This window comes from Pseudomonas sp. PB101 (assembly GCF_009764265.1).
Classification (GTDB): Bacteria; Pseudomonadota; Gammaproteobacteria; order Pseudomonadales; family Pseudomonadaceae; genus Aquipseudomonas.
Map to the genome: position 1 here is coordinate 94,727 of NZ_RWIR01000092.1, position 16,798 is coordinate 111,524.

Here is a 16,798-nt window from a genome sequence, read left to right on the forward strand (position 1 = left end):
GTTGAGAGTCGAAGCCGGTAACTTTTTGCCTTCCCCTGTTTCAGAAAGGACGCCCATGTCGCTTTTCAAAATCGCCTCCGTGGCCGCCATCGCCCTGACCCTGGGCGCTTGCGCGAGCCTGTTCCAGCCTAACTACCGGACGCCGCTGGAAACCACCCGCGACGCCTCCGAGCAGCTACAGCCCGGCTGCAGCAACCCGGATTGCCCGCTGGTCAACATCGACACCCTGCACTTTGCGGACGAGCCTGCACTGGACGGCATCATCGAAAAACGTCTGCTGCAAATGACCCGCACCTCACCCGACGCGCCGGTCGCCCCGACCCTGGCGGCCTATCGCGAAGAATTTTTGCGCACCGCAGGTCCGCGCAACAGCAGCTATCTGCAGGCGAAGGTACGCGAGCAGCATGACGGCTTGGTGATCATCGAATTGTCCAGCTACCTGGACACCGGCGGCGCCCATGGCACCCCGGGTCGAGGTTTCATCAACTATTCGCGCCAGCAGCACAAAGTGCTGACACTGTCGGACATGTTGGTGCCGGGGCAGGAAGACGCGTTCTGGAAAGCCGCGCAGGTGGCACACAACAGCTGGCTGATCAGCACCAAGCTCGATCAGGAAGCGGAGTTCGTGAAGAGCTGGCCGTTCCAGAAAACCCAGAACGTGGCGCTGACCTACGGCGGGGTGATCCTCAAGTACGAAACCAGCACCATCGCGCCTTACGCGCTGGGCCATGTCGAACTGAAGATCCCCTACCCTCGCCTGAACGGCATCATCAAGCCCGAGCTGTTTCCCGGCCGTAACTGAAGGCCCGGCCCAGCACTAGCTGGAGCAACCCTGCCACGACCAGTGCTGGCAGGGTTGCACCGACATCCGGATACAGGTTGGCCAACAAGTGATAGGTGCTGACCCCGCCCAGCCAGGCGAGCAGCGCCGGCCAGCGCAGTGCCGCCGAGGCCACCTGGCCGCTACGCTTGCGCAGGATGAAGTGGTCCACCAGCACCACGCCGAACAACGGCGCAAACACCGAACCGATCAGCAGCAGGAAGTTCTGGTACTGGGCCAATGGCGCCAGCAAGGCAATCAGCGTGCAGATGACGCCGATGGCCAGGGCCAGGTGCTCGACCTTGGCGCGCAACAGAATCCCGCTGGACACCGCCGCCGAGTGAATATCGGCAAAGGCGTTTTCCGACTCATCCAGAAGAATCAGCAGCAGCGGAATCCCCAGGCCGGCACCGGCCAACGCCAGCAGCAAGGCATTGACTTCACCGCTCGGCGCGAACGCCAGGGTGTAGGCCACGCCCAGGCTCATCAGCCAGAAGTTGCCGATGAAGAAGCCGATGGCGGTGCCGCCGAAGACGTTTTTCGCCCGCTTGCCGAAACGCGAGTAGTCGGCGATCAGCGGCAACCACGAGAGCGGCATGGCAATCGCGATGTCGAAACCCACGGCGAACGGCATCGAACCGTCACCGGCCTGGGCCCACAACCCGGCCAGGTCGGCCTTGGCGAACAGGTTCCAGGTCAGCCAGATGCACGCGGCCAGCAGCAGCCAGATGCCCCATTTGCGCAGGATCTGCCGCACGAAGGTCAATGGACCGCTAACGGCCAACAAGGTCGCCAGTGCGCCGAAGAACAGCGTCCAGAGCACGGGGTTGGAGATCAGGCTGCCTTCACTGAAGGCCTTGGCGCCCAACAGGCTGGCCGCATCGCGCATGACGATGATTTCGAACGAACCCCAGCCGATCAGTTGCAACAGGTTCAGCACCGCCGGCAGGCTCGCGCCCTTGGTGCCGAGGCTGAGCTTGAGCGCGGCCATCGACGACAGGCCGGTGTCACTGCCGATGACTCCGACCGCCGCCAGCAGCAGAACGCCGACCAGGGTGCCGAGAAAAATCGCCAGCAACGAACCGGACAGGCCCAGGCCCGGCGCGAGCAATGCGCCGGTCTGCAGCACCATCAGGCCGATGCCGAGGGAGAACCACAGGGAAAACAGATCACGGCCGCCGAACACACGTTTGTCGGTCGGCACCGCGATATCAGGTGAATAAGTGCTGGGTTGAATGCTCAAGGGTGTTATCTCAGAGGGACATTTGTTGTTTTTTAGATCGCTATCGCGGGCAAGCCCGCTCCCACATGGTTTCTGTCGTACACACATTCCCTGTGGGAGCGGGCTTGCCCGCGATGGGGTCCTTTCAGGTCAGATCAAACTTTCTGGTAAAGCTGACTGCCTTCCTGCTTGAAGCGCTCGGACTGTTCAGCCATGCCTTTGGCAACGTCCACGTCCACCGCGTCGATCCGTTGGTTGGCCGCGTACTCGCGGACCTCCTGGGTGATTTTCATCGAGCAGAATTTCGGCCCGCACATCGAACAGAAGTGCGCGACCTTGGCCGAATCCTTCGGCAGGGTCTCATCGTGATACGAACGAGCGGTGTCCGGATCAAGGCCCAGGTTGAACTGGTCTTCCCAACGGAACTCGAAACGCGCCTTGCTCAAGGCATTGTCGCGGATCTGCGCGCCCGGATGCCCCTTCGCCAGATCGGCGGCGTGAGCGGCGATCTTGTAGGTGATGATCCCGGTCTTCACGTCATCCTTGTTCGGCAGGCCCAGGTGTTCCTTCGGCGTCACGTAGCAGAGCATGGCGCAGCCGAACCAGCCGATCATCGCCGCACCGATGCCGGAGGTGATGTGGTCGTAGCCCGGCGCGATGTCGGTGGTCAGCGGGCCGAGGGTGTAGAACGGCGCCTCGTCGCAGCACTCCAGCTGCTTGTCCATGTTCTCCTTGATCAACTGCATCGGCACGTGGCCCGGGCCTTCGATCATGCACTGCACGTCGTGTTTCCAGGCGATCTTGGTCAGCTCGCCGAGGGTTTCCAGCTCGCCGAACTGTGCTTCGTCGTTGGCGTCGGCAATCGAGCCAGGACGCAGGCCATCGCCCAGCGAGAAGCTGACGTCGTAGGCCTTCATGATTTCGCAGATTTCGTCAAAATGGGTGTAGAGGAAGTTTTCCTTGTGGTGCGCCAGGCACCACTTGGCCATGATCGAACCGCCACGGGAGACGATGCCGGTCACGCGCTTGGCGGTCATCGGCACGTAGCGCAACAGCACGCCGGCGTGGATGGTGAAATAGTCGACGCCCTGCTCGGCCTGTTCGATCAGCGTGTCGCGGAACAGCTCCCAGGTCAGGTCTTCGGCCACGCCGTTGACCTTCTCCAGCGCCTGGTAGATCGGCACCGTACCGATCGGCACCGGCGAGTTGCGGATGATCCACTCGCGGGTTTCGTGAATGTGCTTGCCGGTGGACAGGTCCATGACCGTGTCCGAACCCCAGCGAATGCCCCAGGTCAGTTTCGCCACTTCTTCTTCGATGGACGAACCCAAAGCGCTGTTGCCGATGTTGCCGTTGATCTTCACCAGGAAGTTACGGCCGATGATCATCGGTTCCAGTTCGGTGTGGTTGATGTTGGCCGGAATGATCGCACGGCCCCGGGCGATTTCTTCGCGGACGAACTCAGGGGTGATTTCTTTCGGGATGCTCGCGCCGAAACTGTGGCCGGCGTGCTGCTGCTTCAACAGGCCGGCGGCGCGGGCCTCTTGCAGCTTCATGTTTTCGCGGATGGCGACGTATTCCATCTCGGCGGTGATGATGCCCTTGCGCGCATAGTGCATCTGGCTGACGTTGGCCCCGGCCTTGGCGCGGCGCGGGTTATTCACGTGGGCAAAACGCAGCTTGGTCAGCTCCGCATCGGCGAGGCGTTCCTGACCGAAGTTCGAGCTCAGACCGCTCAGGCGCTCGGTGTCGCCACGGTCGTCGATCCACGCCGAACGCACATCACCCAGGCCTTTGCGCACGTCGATCACCACGTTGGGATCGGTGTAAGGACCCGAGGTGTCGTAGACGGTCACCGGCGCGTTGATTTCGCCGCCGAAGTCGGTAGGCGTCACGTCCAGGGTGATTTCGCGCATCGGCACGCGGATGTCCGGGCGAGAGCCCTGAACGTAGATTTTTTGCGAACGGGTAAACGGCTGAACCGACTGTTCATCGACCTTGGCCGATTCACTCAGATTGATCGCGTTTTTTGCTTTTATGGTCATCACGGGCTCTCCAGACAGCATCCAGGCAGTGGATTGTCGGAGCAGAACCTGAAAGGCACGGACGCACCAGGACTGGTGCTGTGCGTCGTCACACGGGGAGCGTTCGATTGTCGAACAATTTCCCGGACGAAGCACAAGAGGACTCGCCGGGTGACGAGAAATCTTGTTCCCTACGCAGGCGCTAACCTGATCAGGTTCAACGGGATCCGAAATTATTCGATCTCAGCCTCATAGCAAGGCACCCCGACAAGAACCCGGCCAGTCTAGACACAACTGGCAAAGAACGCCAACCCCACTGCAAATACCATGATGAATGGCGTTATTACACGCAGTATCAGGATTGTTGCCGCCCCGATGCGCAACTACACTCGCTACGCTGAGCCGCGCATTGACGCTGTAAAAGCAACGCCTTAGCCTTGGCGCTCAAATTACCTGTGTAATATCATTTCTAGGGATCGTCTATGCTGCGCAAACTTTCACTGGCCCTTGCCGTGTCTTGTGCGTCCAACGGAATGGCCTGGGCAGCAGATGCGCCCTTGTCGAACAAGACGGACCTCGTTAGCGTTTATCAGGAAGCCGTCAACAACAACTCCGACCTGGCGGCCGCCATCGCCCAGTACGGCGCGCAGAAGGAAATCGTACCCCAGGCCCGCGCCGGGCTGCTGCCGAACCTCTCGGGCGGCGCCAATGTTTCCGAGGTGCGTACGGCCCTCGACCAGCCGTCCGCCACGTCCAACCGCGATGCTCATTCCTACCAGGCCACTCTGGCGCAGCCCCTGTTCCGCGCTGATCGCTGGTTCCAGTTCCAGGCCGCCAAGGAAGTCAACGAACAGGCCGCCCTGCAACTCTCGGCGACCGAGCAGAACCTGATCCTGCAAACCGCTGACAGCTATTTCAACGTGCTGCGCAGCCAGGACAACCTGGCCTCGACCAAGGCCGAAGAAGCGGCGTTCAAGCGCCAGCTCGATCAATCCAACGAGCGCTTCGATGTCGGCCTTTCGGACAAGACTGACGTACTGAACTCGCAAGCCAGCTACGACACCGCACGCGCCAACCGCATCGTTGCGCAGCGCCAGGTGGACGACGCCTTTGAAGCATTGATCACCCTGACCAACCGCCAGTACAACTCGATCTGGGGCATCAGCCATAACCTGCCGATCCTGCCGCCAGTACCGAACGACGCCAAGGCCTGGGTCGAAACGGCGGGCCGGCAGAACCTCAACCTGTTGGCCAGCAACTATGCCGTCAGCGCCGCCGAACAAACCGTCAAGCAGCGCAAATCCGGGCACTTGCCAACGGTTGACGCGATCGCCCAGTACGAGAAAGGCGACAACGACGCGCTGGGCTTCAGCAATCCGGTTCCCTTGGGCCAACCCTATGGCGGCAACGTCGAGCAAACGACCGTGGGCCTGCAACTGAACATCCCGATCTACAGCGGTGGCCTGATCAATTCCCAGGTGCGCCAATCGTATGCGCAACTGGACCAGACCGAGCAGCAACGCGAATCCCTGCGCCGCAGCATCGTGGAAAACACCCGCGACCTGCACCGCGCAGTGAACACCGATGTCGAGCAGGTACAGGCGCGCAAGCAATCGATCATCTCCAACCAGAGCGCGGTGGAAGCGACTGAAATCGGCTATCAGGTGGGTACGCGAAACATCGTCGACGTGCTCGATGCGCAGCGTCAGCTCTACAGCTCGGTGCGCGACTACAACAACACCCGCTACGACTACATCCTCGACAACCTGCGCTTGAAGCAACAGGCCGGCACGTTGAACCCGGGGGATCTGCAAAACCTGGCACGCTGGCTCAATCCGAACTACAACCCGGACAAGGATTTCCTGCCACCGGATCTGGCCAAGGCGGCAGAGGAACAGTTGAAAGCGCGGCCTGATCAGTAAAAGCCAAAGCTTCGCGAGCAGGCTCGCTCCCACAGTGATTCAAGTGTGGGAGCGAGCCTGCTCGCGAATGAATACAACCCGGTCTAACGCTCGATCAACCGCCCCAACCCATCCAGCAAGCGCTGCAATGCGCCCTGATTGGTGCGCATTACTTTCAATCCCGCCTCTGCCATGCGCTGCGCATCACGCGGCAGCTCGAACAAGCGCTGCACCGCCACCGCCAGCCCTTCGGCATCCTCCACTTCCTGCAACGCCCCGGCACTGCGCAACTGCGCGGCGATTTCGAGGAAGTTGAACAGGTGCGGCCCGCTCAGCACCGGTTTAGCCAGGGCCGCCGGCTCCAGCAGGTTGTGCCCGCCGTTCGGTACCAGGCTGCCGCCGACGAATGCGCTGTCCGCCAGGGCGTAGAGGAACAGCAACTCGCCCATGGTGTCGCCCAGCAGCACCGACGTATTGGCACTGACCGCATCGCCGCTTGAACGGCGGACCGTGGCAAACCCTTGTTGCTGGCACAGCCCGTACACCGAATTGAAGCGCTCCGGATGACGCGGCACCAGAATCAGCAAGGCGTCGGGATGACTGGCCAGCAACTGCCGATGGGCCGCCAACACCACCTCGTCTTCGCCGTCATGGGTACTGGCCGCGATCCACACGGGTCGATCCTGCGCTTGCCATTGCCCACGCAATTGGCTGGCGCGCTCAAGCAGTTGCGGGTCGATGGTCAGGTCGAACTTGATCGAACCGGTCACCTCGACGGTTTCTGCCCGCGCGCCCAGGTCGCGAAAGCGCCGGGCTTCGGCTTCGGTCTGCACCGCGAACAGGCTCATCTCGGCCAGCATTGGCTGGGTCAGCTTGCGGAACCGGCCGTAGCCCCTGGCCGACCGCTCGGACAGCCGCGCATTGGCCAGTGCCACGGGAATCCCGCGCCTGGCGCATTGATGGATATGGTTGGGCCACAGTTCGGTTTCCATGATCACCGCCAGTTTCGGCTGGACCCGATCAAGGAAGCGCCGCGCCGCGCAAGGCAAATCGTAAGGCAAATAACAGTGCTGGATGCGCGGCTCATTGGCGAACAGCGCCAGGATCCGCTCCGAACCGGTCGGCGTCATGCAGGTCACGGTGATCGGCAGATCCGGATAACGCGCCAGCAAGGCGCGGATCATCGGTGCGGCCGCAATGCTTTCGCCCACCGACACGGCGTGCACCCAGATGCCGCCCGGTTTCATCGCCGGCATCCCGTAGGAAAAGCGCTCGCCGATGCGTTTGGCATACGCCGGCGCCTTGCGCGCGCGCAGCCAAAGCCGAATCGCTACCAATGGCAGCCCCAGATAAAACAGCGCGGTGTAGAGAGTTCTATTCATGGCGGCGGAGTTTATCGGCTTTTTTCGCCAATCGTCTGCAAGTGCACGGCAAAACGTTCGGCAAGCCAGCGCGCCGCCGGGCCGAGCGGTTCGTCCCGGCGCCATACCAACTCCACCACCAGGGCCGGCGGGGTCCATTCGCTGACCAGTTCGACCATCTGATTCTGATACGTCGGGTACTGCACCACGTGCCGTGGAAGCCAGGCCCAGCCGAGGCCACGCACCAGCCATTCGGCCATCACATAGAAACTGTCGGCGCGCCAGACTTGCGGGCTGGCGGGGTCACTGCCGGGATAGATGCTCGACTCCGTGGACATCAGCAACTGCCGATGCAGCGCCAGCTGTTGGCCGTCCACCGCGCCTCTGCCCGCCAACGGATGATCCTTGCCGCACACCGTGACCATTTCCACGCTGCCCAGCACCCGTCGCTCAAGCGCCTCGGGAATCTGATCGTGAAAGAACAGCAAGCCCAGATCAGCGCGCCGCTCCACCAGCTTGCGCGCGACGTCGCCCTGGGCAGCGCTGGTCAACTGCACTTCAAGGCTGGGGAATTTTTCCGCCAGGGCCTCGAAGCTTTCGATGATCGGCTGATAAGGCATCGCTTCGTCTTGCGCCACGCGCAGTCGTGCCTCCTGCCCGCGCATCATCGCCAGTGCCCGGCCGTTGAGTCGTTCGCACTGGCGCAGCACTTCCCGCGCTTCGTCCAGCAAAGCGCTGCCGGCTTCGGTGAGTTTCGGCTGGCGGCCGCTGCTGCGGTCGAACAGGCTGACGCCGAGGTCTTCTTCCAGCAACGCAATCGAACTGCTGACCGCCGACTGCGCCTTGCGCTGATCCCGCGCCACGGCAGAAAACGAGCGCTGCTCGGCTACGCTGACAAACAACCGCAGCTGCTCCAGATTCCATTGCATGCTCATGGCTCAACCCATCTTCCAAACAGATAGGTAATGACTTTACCGCATCTGGCGAATCACTAGAATGCCGACCTCAGAGAGCAACACTTCACACGAGGATTGACCCATGACCGCTTACTACTACCTGGCCATTGCCATCTGCGCCGAAGTGATTGCCACTGTTTCGATGAAAGCGGTCAAGGGCTTCAGCACCCCGTTGCCGCTGGTGCTGGTCATCGTCGGTTACGGCATTGCCTTCTGGATGCTGACCCTGGTGGTGCGCAGCGTTCCGGTGGGCGTGGCGTACGCCGTGTGGGCCGGCATGGGGATCGTGATGGTCAGCGTTGCGGCGCTGTTCATCTACGGGCAGAAGCTGGACGTGCCGGCGATGCTGGGGATGGCGCTGATTGTGCTCGGCGTGGTGGTCATCCAGCTGTTCTCCAAAACCGCCGGCCACTGACACTCTGTAGGAGCCGGCTTGCTGGCGATAGCAGTGCATCAGGCACACCGCGCTGGCCGGATCGCCAGCAAGCCGGCTCCTACAGGGTCACCTGCATCCTGCAACAGATCCTGAAGATGCCTTGTATACTGCGCCCTCGTCTTGAACACAGAGGTCGCCGAATGCCATCCGTTATTTCCACCGACGTGCTGATTGTCGGCGCTGGTGTCGCCGGCCTCTGGCTGAACGCGCGCCTGCGCCGCCAGGGTTTTTCGACCGTGCTGGTGGAAAGCGCCAGCCTCGGCGGCGGGCAGACCGTGAAGTCCCAGGGCATCATCCACGGCGGCGCCAAGTACGCGCTGCACGGCGCCCTGACCGGCGCCTCGGAAGCCATCGCCGACATGCCGCGGCGCTGGCGTGAAGCCCTGGCCGGGGATGGCGAGCTGGACCTGTCCGGCGTGCGCCTGCTGTCCGAAGCCCATTACCTGTGGTCCCCCGGCACCCTCGCCGGCAACCTCACCAGTTTCTTCGCCAGCAAGGCCGTGCGCGGTCGCGTCGACCAGGTCAAGGGCGACCAGTTGCCGCCCGCGCTGCAAGACAAGCGCTTCAAGGGCAAGGTCTATCGCCTGGCGGAACTGGTGGTCGATGTGCCGAGCCTGATCCAGCGCCTGGCCGACCTCGCAGGTGACGGTTTGCTCGCCGGGCAGAAGATCGAACCGTTGCTGGAAGGTGGCTTGCTGGTCGGCCTGATCGTCGATGAGCGCGAGATCCGCGCCCAGCGCATCGTCCTCAGCGCCGGCGCGGGCACCGCGCAACTGCTCGAAGCATTGGGCCTGAGCGAGCCGGCGATGCAGCGTCGACCGCTGCACATGATCATCGCCAAGGGTCCGAGCCTGAAACCGCTGTACGCCCACTGCCTGGGCGGCGGAACCAAACCGCGCATCACCGTCACCACCCACCCGGCCGCCGACGGCAATTGGGTCTGGTACATGGGTGGCGACATCGCCGAAAGCGAGGGCGTGACCCGTGAGCCTGCGCAACAAATCGCCACTGCGCAAAAGGAGATCGGCCAGTTGCTGCCATGGATCGATCTGAGCACGGTGCAGTGGGCCACCTTGCGCGTGGATCGCGCCGAACCCCTGCAATCGGGCCTGACCCGCCCCGACAATGCGTTTCTCGCAGAAGAAGGCCGTCTGCTGGTGGGCTGGCCGACCAAACTCGCCCTGGCGCCGGACTTCGCCGACCGCGTGATCGCCAACCTGACCCGCGACGGTATCCAGCCAAGCCACCCGACAGCCCTGCCGCAACTGCCGAAGCCGCCAATGGGCGTACCTGCCTGGGAGCAACTGCTGCCATGAGCCAACCGACCCTGCACCAATTGCATCGCCCGCTGGGCAGCACCGGCCTGCTGGTTTCCCCCCTGGGCCTGGGCACGGTGAAACTGGGCCGCGACCAAGGGGTGAAGTACCCCAGCGGCTTCCGGATTCCCGATGACGACGAAGCGCGCATGCTGCTCAAGCTCGCCCGCGACCTGGGCATCAACCTGATCGATACCGCCCCGGCCTATGGTCGCAGCGAAGAACGCCTCGGCCCGTTGCTGCGTGGTCAGCGTCAGGATTGGGTGATTGTCAGCAAGGTCGGCGAAGAGTTTGCCGACGGCCAGTCCCGTCACGATTTCAGCGCGGCACACACGCGAATGTCGGTGGAGCGCAGCCTGCAACGCCTGGAAACGGACTTCATCGATCTGGTGCTGGTGCACTCCGACGGCAACGACCTGGCGATCCTCGATGACTGCGAAGTCTACGACACCCTCGCCGCGCTCAAGGCCGAAGGCAAGATTCGCGGTTTCGGGCTTTCCGGCAAAACCGTCGAGGGCGGATTGAAGGCACTGGAGCAAGGCGACTGTGCGATGGTCACCTACAATCTGAACGAACAAAACGAAAAGCCTGTCATTGACTATGCTGCTGCACACGGCAAAGCCATTCTGGTCAAGAAAGCCCTCGCCAGCGGTCATGTCTGCCTGAGTCCGGGCGTGGATCCGGTGCGCGCCAGTTTCGAGTTGTTGTTTGAACATCCGGGTGTTGCCAGTGCTATTGTCGGCACCATCAATCCGCTGCACCTCGCCCACAATGTCGCGACCGTTGCCCAGGTCCTACGTAGCCACTGACGCCGCCCACGCGGCCTTAAGCAGGAGCCGACATGTCGCGTACGCTCATCAGAAAGAACCCGAGCAACTTCAAGACCCTGCCGTTATTCGTCGAAGCGACCCCCGAAGGCCTGAGTTACCAGAGCGTGGGCAGGCCGCTGAATTTCTCCCAGACCCTGCAACGTCGTCGCCCGGTGACGGTCGGCGACAGCGAACGGTTTGCCCTGGAGCTGGCCAATCTCGGAGTGTCGGTACGCCTGACCCTGCATTGGCAGAACCGCGATTATTGGGTGCTGGTGCGCCAGCGCCGGCAGGACCGTGGCGACGTGGTGCTCAAGCTGATTTCCGGGTACGTGCCGGCCCACGAACTGAACCTGCCCCTGCACACGGCGATCCAGGAGATTGCCGAAGAATGCCTGCTGGAAACACCTGAAGGCTGGCTCGGCGGGAGGTTCAATGACACCTGGCTGCCGGCGCCCTACTCGGCGGCCCTGCATTACCGTGAAGCCCTGCCGTTTCGCTTGTCGCCGCTGTCCGGCTCGGCACGGCCGGTACGTTGCGCCAACCTGATGCTGATGGAGCGCCCACGGGCTTACGTGCATTTGCCGACGGCGTCACTGCAACTGATTTACGACTTGCGCCTGGACGTTCCCAAGGAAGCCAAATCCCTGAGCCTGTTCCATGTCGATGAACGACTGGAAGGTGACCAACTCGTCGCCCGGCTGGACCGCAAACGACCCGATCTGTATTTGATGCCCTTGCAGGACGGCCACCCGATGGCCGAGCTCTACACCCTGAAAAAGGATCAACTGCACCCGGCCAGCACGCGCGGCCTGTACCTGGCCGAGAGTTTTGCCCGGCAGGAAGGCTGGCTGGTACGCGACGAACGAATTCGCTGGAAGGACTGGGTGAGGCAGCAGGGCTTGACCCCGCCGGGGAAGGATTCGGGATTGGCGCGGTTGCGCGGGAAGGCGAAGCTGTTGCTGAAGAAAATCGTGCCGCGAAAAAAAGTCAGCTCCTGAAAGCAAACCTTGTAGGAGCTGGCTTGCTAGCGATGGTCGTCAACGATGACGCGTATCTACTGATTCAACGCGTGCACCATGCCTCCATCGCGAGCAAGCTCGCTCCTACAAAAGCTGTGTTATTCGGACTTGCGGATCTTCTCGACAATCGCCGTGGTCGAGCTGTTTTCCACCAGCCCCAGCACTTTCACGGTACCGCCGTAGGCCTTCACGATGTCCGCGCCGACCACCTGGTCGATCCCGTAGTCACCACCCTTGACCAGCACGTCCGGCTTGATTGCGCTCAACAGGTTTTCCGGGGTGCCTTCGGCGAAGCTGATGACCCAGTCCACCGCGCCCAGGCCGGCCAGTACGGCCATGCGCCGGTCGACGCTGTTGATCGGGCGACCCGGCCCTTTCAGGCGGCTGACCGAAGCATCGTCGTTGATCGCGACGATCAGGCGATCGCCCTGGGCCCGCGCCTGTTCCAGATAGGTCACATGGCCGGCGTGCAGGATGTCGAAACAACCATTGGTGAAGACGATCCGTTCGTTGTGCGCGCGGGCATCATCGACCGCCAGCAACAGTTGCTCAAGACCCAGCACACCGCGCTCGGAACCCTCCGCGCGTTGAATCGCACGGCGCAGTTCCGGCGCGCTGATGGCCGCCGTACCGAGCTTGCCGACCACAATGCCGGCCGCCAGGTTGGCCAGGGCCACCGCGTGGGGCAGCTCTTCACCCGCGGCAATCGCCGCCGCCAGGGTGGAAATCACCGTATCGCCGGCACCGGTCACGTCGAACACTTCACGGGCACGGGCCGGCAAGTGCAGCGCCGGATGGTCCGGACGCAGCAAGGTCATGCCGTGCTCGCCACGGGTCACCAGCAAGGCACCGAGGTCCAGGTCGTGCATCAGCTGCGCGCCCTTGCTGACCAGCTCGTGCTCATCGGCGCAACCGCCGACGATGGTTTCGAATTCGTTGAGGTTCGGTGTGATCAGGCTCGCGCCTCGGTAGATCGAGAAATCCTTGCCCTTGGGGTCGGCCAGCACCGGAATGCCACGGGCGCGGGCGGCCTGGATCAGCACCTGATGGTTTTTCAGCGCGCCTTTGCCGTAGTCGGACAGCACCAGCACTTTGATGCCTTCGAGCAACTCGTCGACCTGCGCGGCCAGCGCCAGCGCGTCGGTGGCGAAGGGTTCTTCGAAGTCGATGCGCAGCAGTTGCTGGTGACGGCTCATGACCCGCAGCTTGACGATGGTCGGCTGGTGCGCAATGCGCTGGAAAATCGCCCGCACGCCAGCGCCCTTGAGGCTGTTGACCAGGCTGTTGGCGGCTTCATCGTCGCCGGTTACACCGACCAGCGAGGCCGGAGCCCCCAGGGCGGCAATGTTCAAGGCAACGTTGGCAGCGCCGCCCGGACGGTCCTCGATATGATCGACCTTGACCACCGGCACCGGCGCCTCAGGAGAAATCCGTGAGGTACCACCATGCCAGTAACGGTCGAGCATGACATCGCCAACCACCAAGACGGGGGCTTGATCGAATCGCGGCATGGACAACTTCATGGTGCAACCCACATACAGAATGAACAGGGGCGCGATATTAACACAGGGTTGGCGTCGGCTTGTGCGGTGGCTGCAACCGGATAATTATCCGGGCTTTATTGCTCATTTCTTGAGCAATAAAGCTGTCAGGCGAAGGCAGGCCTCAGCCATTTCCAGGGCATGCGTATCGATTTCGCACTCGGCCTGCAGCGGCGCCTCATAGGGACTGTCGATGCCGGTGAAATCCTTGATCCGGCCTTCCCGGGCCGCCCGATACAATCCCTTGGGATCACGTTGCGCGCAAACCGCAAACGGCGTGCTCACAAACACCTCGATGAACTCTGCGTCGGCAAACAATCGACGTGCCGCCTCACGATCGGCGCGGAACGGCGAGATGGCCGCGACGATCACGATCAAACCGGCGTCGACCATCAGGCGCGCCACTTCGGCGGTGCGCCGGATATTTTCCCGCCGACATTGCGCCCCCATCCCCAGGTCACGGCACAGGCCGGCGCGCAGGTTGTCGCCGTCGAGCACAAAGGTGTGCAGCCCCTGTCGATTGAGCTGCAGCTCCAGGGCATTGGCCAGGGTCGACTTGCCGGCCCCTGACAACCCCGTCAGCCACAGACAGCGCGGAGTCTGCGACTTGAGGGCGGCACGCTCCTCGCTCGACAGCAACAACGGGTAGGGCCTGATCGAGTGGCGGGACAACGACACGGCTTCATTCATATCCAAGCATCTCGTAATCACGCTGATAGACCCGTCGCACCAACCTGCGGGTGCGCACCGAGCAGAACTCGCGCACGGGCATCGGGCGCCGCTGCTGCGACCTGTTCACGTGGGGCAGGTCCACGGGGTAATCCAATTGTTCGCAAACCAGCCTGAAATCCCGCGCCAGGTGTTCCTGGTAGCCGATGAAGTCCAGCGCCAGACGGCCCATGGAGTCCGTCAGGAAATCCGTTTGCGCGGCGAAGTGCAGTTGCCGCCGGATCGTCTCCGGGTGCAGCCAGCGGCCGACGAAGTCGTCAAAGTCACGGTAATGGCTGACCATTCTCTGCGCCGCGTGATCGCGCGCCCCCAAGGCGTTGCCCCGCAGGAATGCGTAAGCCGAGTAGGCCCTTTCCAGGGGATCGCGCACGAAGGCGAACTTGAAACTGGCGGCAAACTGCGCGGGAAATTGCTGCTCGTACCAGTACAACGGCAAATGGCCCGGGCTCCAGTCGTCAAACATGGCCGCACAGACACTGCTGCCGGCACACTTGGGAACGTGGATAAACAGGCAGGAACGCTGCTCGAAGGGCTTGGGGAAGCTGACACTGGCCGACATCGACTTGTTCACCACTTGCCGGTCCACGACCGACAGGCGCCCCAGCAGAAACGCCCGTTGCGGCTTGGGTAACAGCTTCCAGAGATAACGTTGCAACATGCAGACACCCGCGCGAAAGGGATGGCCCTCTCGATTCAAGTCAAAGTTCGTTCAGGAACCTTAACAAGCACGTTGCCGAGATTTATTCCGGTTTGGTCAAGAAGCGTAAAGGACTGGATACAAATCACCGGACGCGTTGCACGCCGGGTGAGCAAAAGGGCGAGCCAGGCTCGCCCCTTCGGGGTCAGGCGATGTCTTCGGCCGGGGCGTCGAGGCCCATCGCGTTGAGGCGCGAGTAGTAGCCGTTCTGCGCCAGCAGTTGAGCGTGGGTGCCGCGCTCGACGATTTTCCCCTGATCCATGACCAGGATCAGGTCGGCCTTCTCGATGGTCGACAGGCGGTGAGCGATCACCAGCGTGGTACGGCCTTTCATGACCTGATCCAGCGCCGCCTGAATATGCCGCTCGGATTCGGTGTCGAGTGCCGAAGTCGCCTCATCGAGAATCAGCACCGGGGCATTTTTCAACAGCGCCCGGGCAATCGCCAGGCGCTGACGCTGGCCACCGGACAGCAGCACGCCGTTTTCCCCGACCTGGGTGTCCAGGCCTTCGGGCAACTGAGCGATGAAGTCCATCGCATAGGCGTCCTTGGCGGCTTTTTCGATGTCTTCACGCGGCGCCCCGGCCAGGTCGCCATAGGCGATGTTGTTGGCCACGGTGTCGCTGAACAGGGTCACGTGCTGGGTTACCTGGGCGATGTGTTTGCGCAGGTTCAACAGTTTGTACTGTTCCACCTCGACGCCATCGATGAGGATTTCGCCCTTGTCGTGGTGGTAGAAACGCGGAATCAGGTTGGCCAGGGTCGACTTGCCACTGCCGGAACGCCCCACCAGCGCCACCATTTGCCCGGGTTCAACCGAGAAACTGATGTCATCGAGCACCTGACGTTCGGTGTCCGGGTAGGTGAAGCTGAGGTTGCGCACGTCCAGGCGGCCGCTGACGACGTCACGCTCGACGGTGCCGGTATCGACTTCAGGCTCGACATCCAGTTGCTCGAAGATGCTTTCAGCGCCGGCCACACCCTTCTGGATGGTCGAGCTGACTTCGGACAGCTGGCGAATCGGCTTGGGCAGCAGGCCGGCCAGGGTGATGTAGGCCACCATGTCGCCGGCGGACGCATCGCCCCGCAGGAACAGCACGAGGAACATCAGCACTGCCATGGCGGTGTAGATCACCAATTGCAGCAGCGGTGTGTAGATGGCGCCGGTGCGGGTCATGCGCAATTGCTTGTCGGTATTGCCCTGGCTGGCGTCGAAGAAGCGTTTCTCCTCGTACTTTTCACCGCCGAAGCTGCGCACCACGCGATAGCCCTGGATCGTTTCGGACGCCACATGCGTCACGTCGCCCATGGCCAGCTGGATTTTCTTGCTCTGCTTGCGGAATTTCTTGCTGGCCGTGCGCACCATGATGGCGATCAGCGGCAGGATGGCGACCATCACCAGCGTCAGGCGCCAGTTCATGAACAGCAGCGAGGCAAACAGGAAGATCACTGTCATGCCTTCACGAATTACGACCTTGATCGCATCTGTTGCCGCCCCCGTGACCATGGTCACGTTGAAGGTGATACGTGAAATCAGGTGCCCCGAGTTATGCTTGTCGAAATAGCGGTTTGGCAACACCAGCAGGTTGTTGAACAGCTGGACGCGCAAGTCATGGACCAGGCCCAGGGAAACCTTGGCCAGGAAGTAGTTGCCCAGGTACGACCCCAACCCCTGCCACGCGGCGATCAGGATGATCAACAACGGCACCGCCTGCAGCAGTTGCAGGTCACGCAGGTAGGGCACGCTCGGAAACAGCACTGCTTCAGGATTGGACAGACCGTCGACGAAATACTTGAGGATGTAGCCCAGCATTGGCTGCGTCGAAGCGAAAATCAGAAAACCGACGATGCTGATCAGGAACAGGCTGATGTACGGCCGTACGTAGCCGAGCAGACGGAAATAGATTTTCAAGCTCGATGGGCTTGCGCAGAGACTGGAGTCGGTCATATCACGCGAATGTCGA

Annotated in this window: 14 protein-coding genes and 1 riboswitch; of the genes, 6 read left to right on the forward strand and 8 right to left on the reverse strand. The window is 62.1% G+C overall.

Going from position 1 to position 16,798, the window contains the following annotated elements:
- The first annotated feature begins 55 nt into the window (after positions 1-55).
- Positions 56-802, forward strand: a complete 747-nt coding sequence (locus EI969_RS27935; protein ID WP_160390541.1) for an RsiV family protein — start codon at positions 56-58, stop codon at positions 800-802.
- On the opposite strand, the gene cytX is transcribed toward EI969_RS27935, so the two are convergent.
- Complete coding sequence (gene cytX / locus EI969_RS27940) at positions 771-2,063, reverse strand: putative hydroxymethylpyrimidine transporter CytX (protein ID WP_160390542.1); 1,293 nt, start codon at positions 2,061-2,063, stop codon at positions 771-773. The two genes, EI969_RS27935 and cytX, sit on opposite strands and share 32 nt — an antisense overlap.
- Positions 2,064-2,197: 134 nt before the next feature.
- Entirely contained in the window at positions 2,198-4,087 is a 1,890-nt protein-coding gene (gene thiC, locus EI969_RS27945) for a phosphomethylpyrimidine synthase ThiC (RefSeq protein ID WP_160390543.1), read from the reverse strand.
- Positions 4,088-4,237: 150 nt separating this feature from the next.
- A riboswitch (TPP riboswitch) is annotated at positions 4,238-4,343 on the reverse strand.
- A gap of 205 nt (positions 4,344-4,548) precedes the next feature.
- Between thiC and EI969_RS27950 the strand changes: the two genes are divergently transcribed.
- Positions 4,549-5,988, forward strand: a complete 1,440-nt coding sequence (locus EI969_RS27950; RefSeq protein ID WP_160390544.1) for a TolC family outer membrane protein — start codon at positions 4,549-4,551, stop codon at positions 5,986-5,988.
- A gap of 83 nt (positions 5,989-6,071) precedes the next feature.
- Here the strand turns inward: EI969_RS27950 and waaA are convergent, their stop codons facing one another.
- Together waaA and EI969_RS27960 are read right to left on the reverse strand one after the other, a co-directional pair.
- Complete coding sequence (gene waaA / locus EI969_RS27955) at positions 6,072-7,349, reverse strand: lipid IV(A) 3-deoxy-D-manno-octulosonic acid transferase (RefSeq protein WP_160390545.1); 1,278 nt, start codon at positions 7,347-7,349, stop codon at positions 6,072-6,074.
- 11 nt (positions 7,350-7,360) lie between these two features.
- The gene (locus tag EI969_RS27960; protein ID WP_178120860.1) at positions 7,361-8,263 is read right to left on the reverse strand and encodes a LysR family transcriptional regulator; all 903 of its coding nucleotides are present in this window, start codon (positions 8,261-8,263) and stop codon (positions 7,361-7,363) included.
- A 103-nt stretch (positions 8,264-8,366) separates the two neighbouring features.
- Here EI969_RS27960 and EI969_RS27965 point away from each other — a divergent pair, with 103 nt between their 5' ends.
- The 4 genes from EI969_RS27965 (at position 8,367) to EI969_RS27980 (ending at position 11,846) form a co-directional block, all read left to right on the forward strand.
- Positions 8,367-8,699: a multidrug efflux SMR transporter gene (locus EI969_RS27965; protein WP_015093202.1), complete on the forward strand. Its 333-nt coding sequence runs from the start codon at positions 8,367-8,369 to the stop codon at positions 8,697-8,699.
- Between the two features lie 161 nt (positions 8,700-8,860).
- Positions 8,861-10,036: an FAD-binding oxidoreductase gene (locus EI969_RS27970; protein WP_160390546.1), complete on the forward strand. Its 1,176-nt coding sequence runs from the start codon at positions 8,861-8,863 to the stop codon at positions 10,034-10,036.
- Complete coding sequence (locus EI969_RS27975; RefSeq protein ID WP_160390547.1) at positions 10,033-10,845, forward strand: aldo/keto reductase; 813 nt, start codon at positions 10,033-10,035, stop codon at positions 10,843-10,845. The genes EI969_RS27970 and EI969_RS27975 overlap by 4 nt, the downstream gene beginning before the upstream one ends.
- Positions 10,846-10,877: 32 nt before the next feature.
- Entirely contained in the window at positions 10,878-11,846 is a 969-nt protein-coding gene (locus EI969_RS27980; RefSeq protein WP_160390548.1) for a metal ABC transporter ATPase, read from the forward strand.
- Positions 11,847-11,965: 119 nt separating this feature from the next.
- Here EI969_RS27980 and hldE read toward each other — a convergent pair whose 3' ends face one another.
- The 4 genes from hldE to msbA form a co-directional block, all read right to left on the reverse strand.
- Positions 11,966-13,390, reverse strand: a complete 1,425-nt coding sequence (hldE, locus tag EI969_RS27985) for a bifunctional D-glycero-beta-D-manno-heptose-7-phosphate kinase/D-glycero-beta-D-manno-heptose 1-phosphate adenylyltransferase HldE (RefSeq protein WP_160390549.1) — start codon at positions 13,388-13,390, stop codon at positions 11,966-11,968.
- Between the two features lie 102 nt (positions 13,391-13,492).
- The gene (gene cysC / locus EI969_RS27990; protein ID WP_160390550.1) at positions 13,493-14,098 is read right to left on the reverse strand and encodes an adenylyl-sulfate kinase; all 606 of its coding nucleotides are present in this window, start codon (positions 14,096-14,098) and stop codon (positions 13,493-13,495) included.
- Positions 14,091-14,795 carry a sulfotransferase family 2 domain-containing protein gene (locus EI969_RS27995; protein WP_160390551.1) on the reverse strand — a complete coding sequence of 235 codons (705 nt, stop codon included), beginning with the start codon at positions 14,793-14,795 and terminating at the stop codon, positions 14,091-14,093. The genes cysC and EI969_RS27995 overlap by 8 nt, the downstream gene beginning before the upstream one ends.
- 184 nt (positions 14,796-14,979) lie before the next feature.
- Positions 14,980-16,782, reverse strand: a complete 1,803-nt coding sequence (gene msbA, locus EI969_RS28000; protein WP_160390552.1) for a lipid A export permease/ATP-binding protein MsbA — start codon at positions 16,780-16,782, stop codon at positions 14,980-14,982.
- Positions 16,783-16,798: the final 16 nt, after the last annotated feature.

What these genes read in the sequence shown, in the direction of transcription:
- hldE (WP_160390549.1), bottom strand. Translation starts at nt 13,390, where the DNA reads ATGAAGTTGTCCATGCCGCGATTCGATCAAGCCCCCGTCTTGGTGGTT.
- EI969_RS27980 (WP_160390548.1), top strand. Translation starts at nt 10,878, where the DNA reads ATGTCGCGTACGCTCATCAGAAAGAACCCGAGCAACTTCAAGACCCTG.
- EI969_RS27960 (WP_178120860.1), bottom strand. Translation starts at nt 8,263, where the DNA reads ATGAGCATGCAATGGAATCTGGAGCAGCTGCGGTTGTTTGTCAGCGTA.
- EI969_RS27970 (WP_160390546.1), top strand. Translation starts at nt 8,861, where the DNA reads ATGCCATCCGTTATTTCCACCGACGTGCTGATTGTCGGCGCTGGTGTC.
- cysC (WP_160390550.1), bottom strand. Translation starts at nt 14,098, where the DNA reads ATGAATGAAGCCGTGTCGTTGTCCCGCCACTCGATCAGGCCCTACCCG.
- EI969_RS27965 (WP_015093202.1), top strand. Translation starts at nt 8,367, where the DNA reads ATGACCGCTTACTACTACCTGGCCATTGCCATCTGCGCCGAAGTGATT.
- msbA (WP_160390552.1), bottom strand. Translation starts at nt 16,782, where the DNA reads ATGACCGACTCCAGTCTCTGCGCAAGCCCATCGAGCTTGAAAATCTAT.
- thiC (WP_160390543.1), bottom strand. Translation starts at nt 4,087, where the DNA reads ATGACCATAAAAGCAAAAAACGCGATCAATCTGAGTGAATCGGCCAAG.
- EI969_RS27935 (WP_160390541.1), top strand. Translation starts at nt 56, where the DNA reads ATGTCGCTTTTCAAAATCGCCTCCGTGGCCGCCATCGCCCTGACCCTG.
- EI969_RS27950 (WP_160390544.1), top strand. Translation starts at nt 4,549, where the DNA reads ATGCTGCGCAAACTTTCACTGGCCCTTGCCGTGTCTTGTGCGTCCAAC.
- EI969_RS27975 (WP_160390547.1), top strand. Translation starts at nt 10,033, where the DNA reads ATGAGCCAACCGACCCTGCACCAATTGCATCGCCCGCTGGGCAGCACC.
- EI969_RS27995 (WP_160390551.1), bottom strand. Translation starts at nt 14,795, where the DNA reads ATGTTGCAACGTTATCTCTGGAAGCTGTTACCCAAGCCGCAACGGGCG.
- waaA (WP_160390545.1), bottom strand. Translation starts at nt 7,349, where the DNA reads ATGAATAGAACTCTCTACACCGCGCTGTTTTATCTGGGGCTGCCATTG.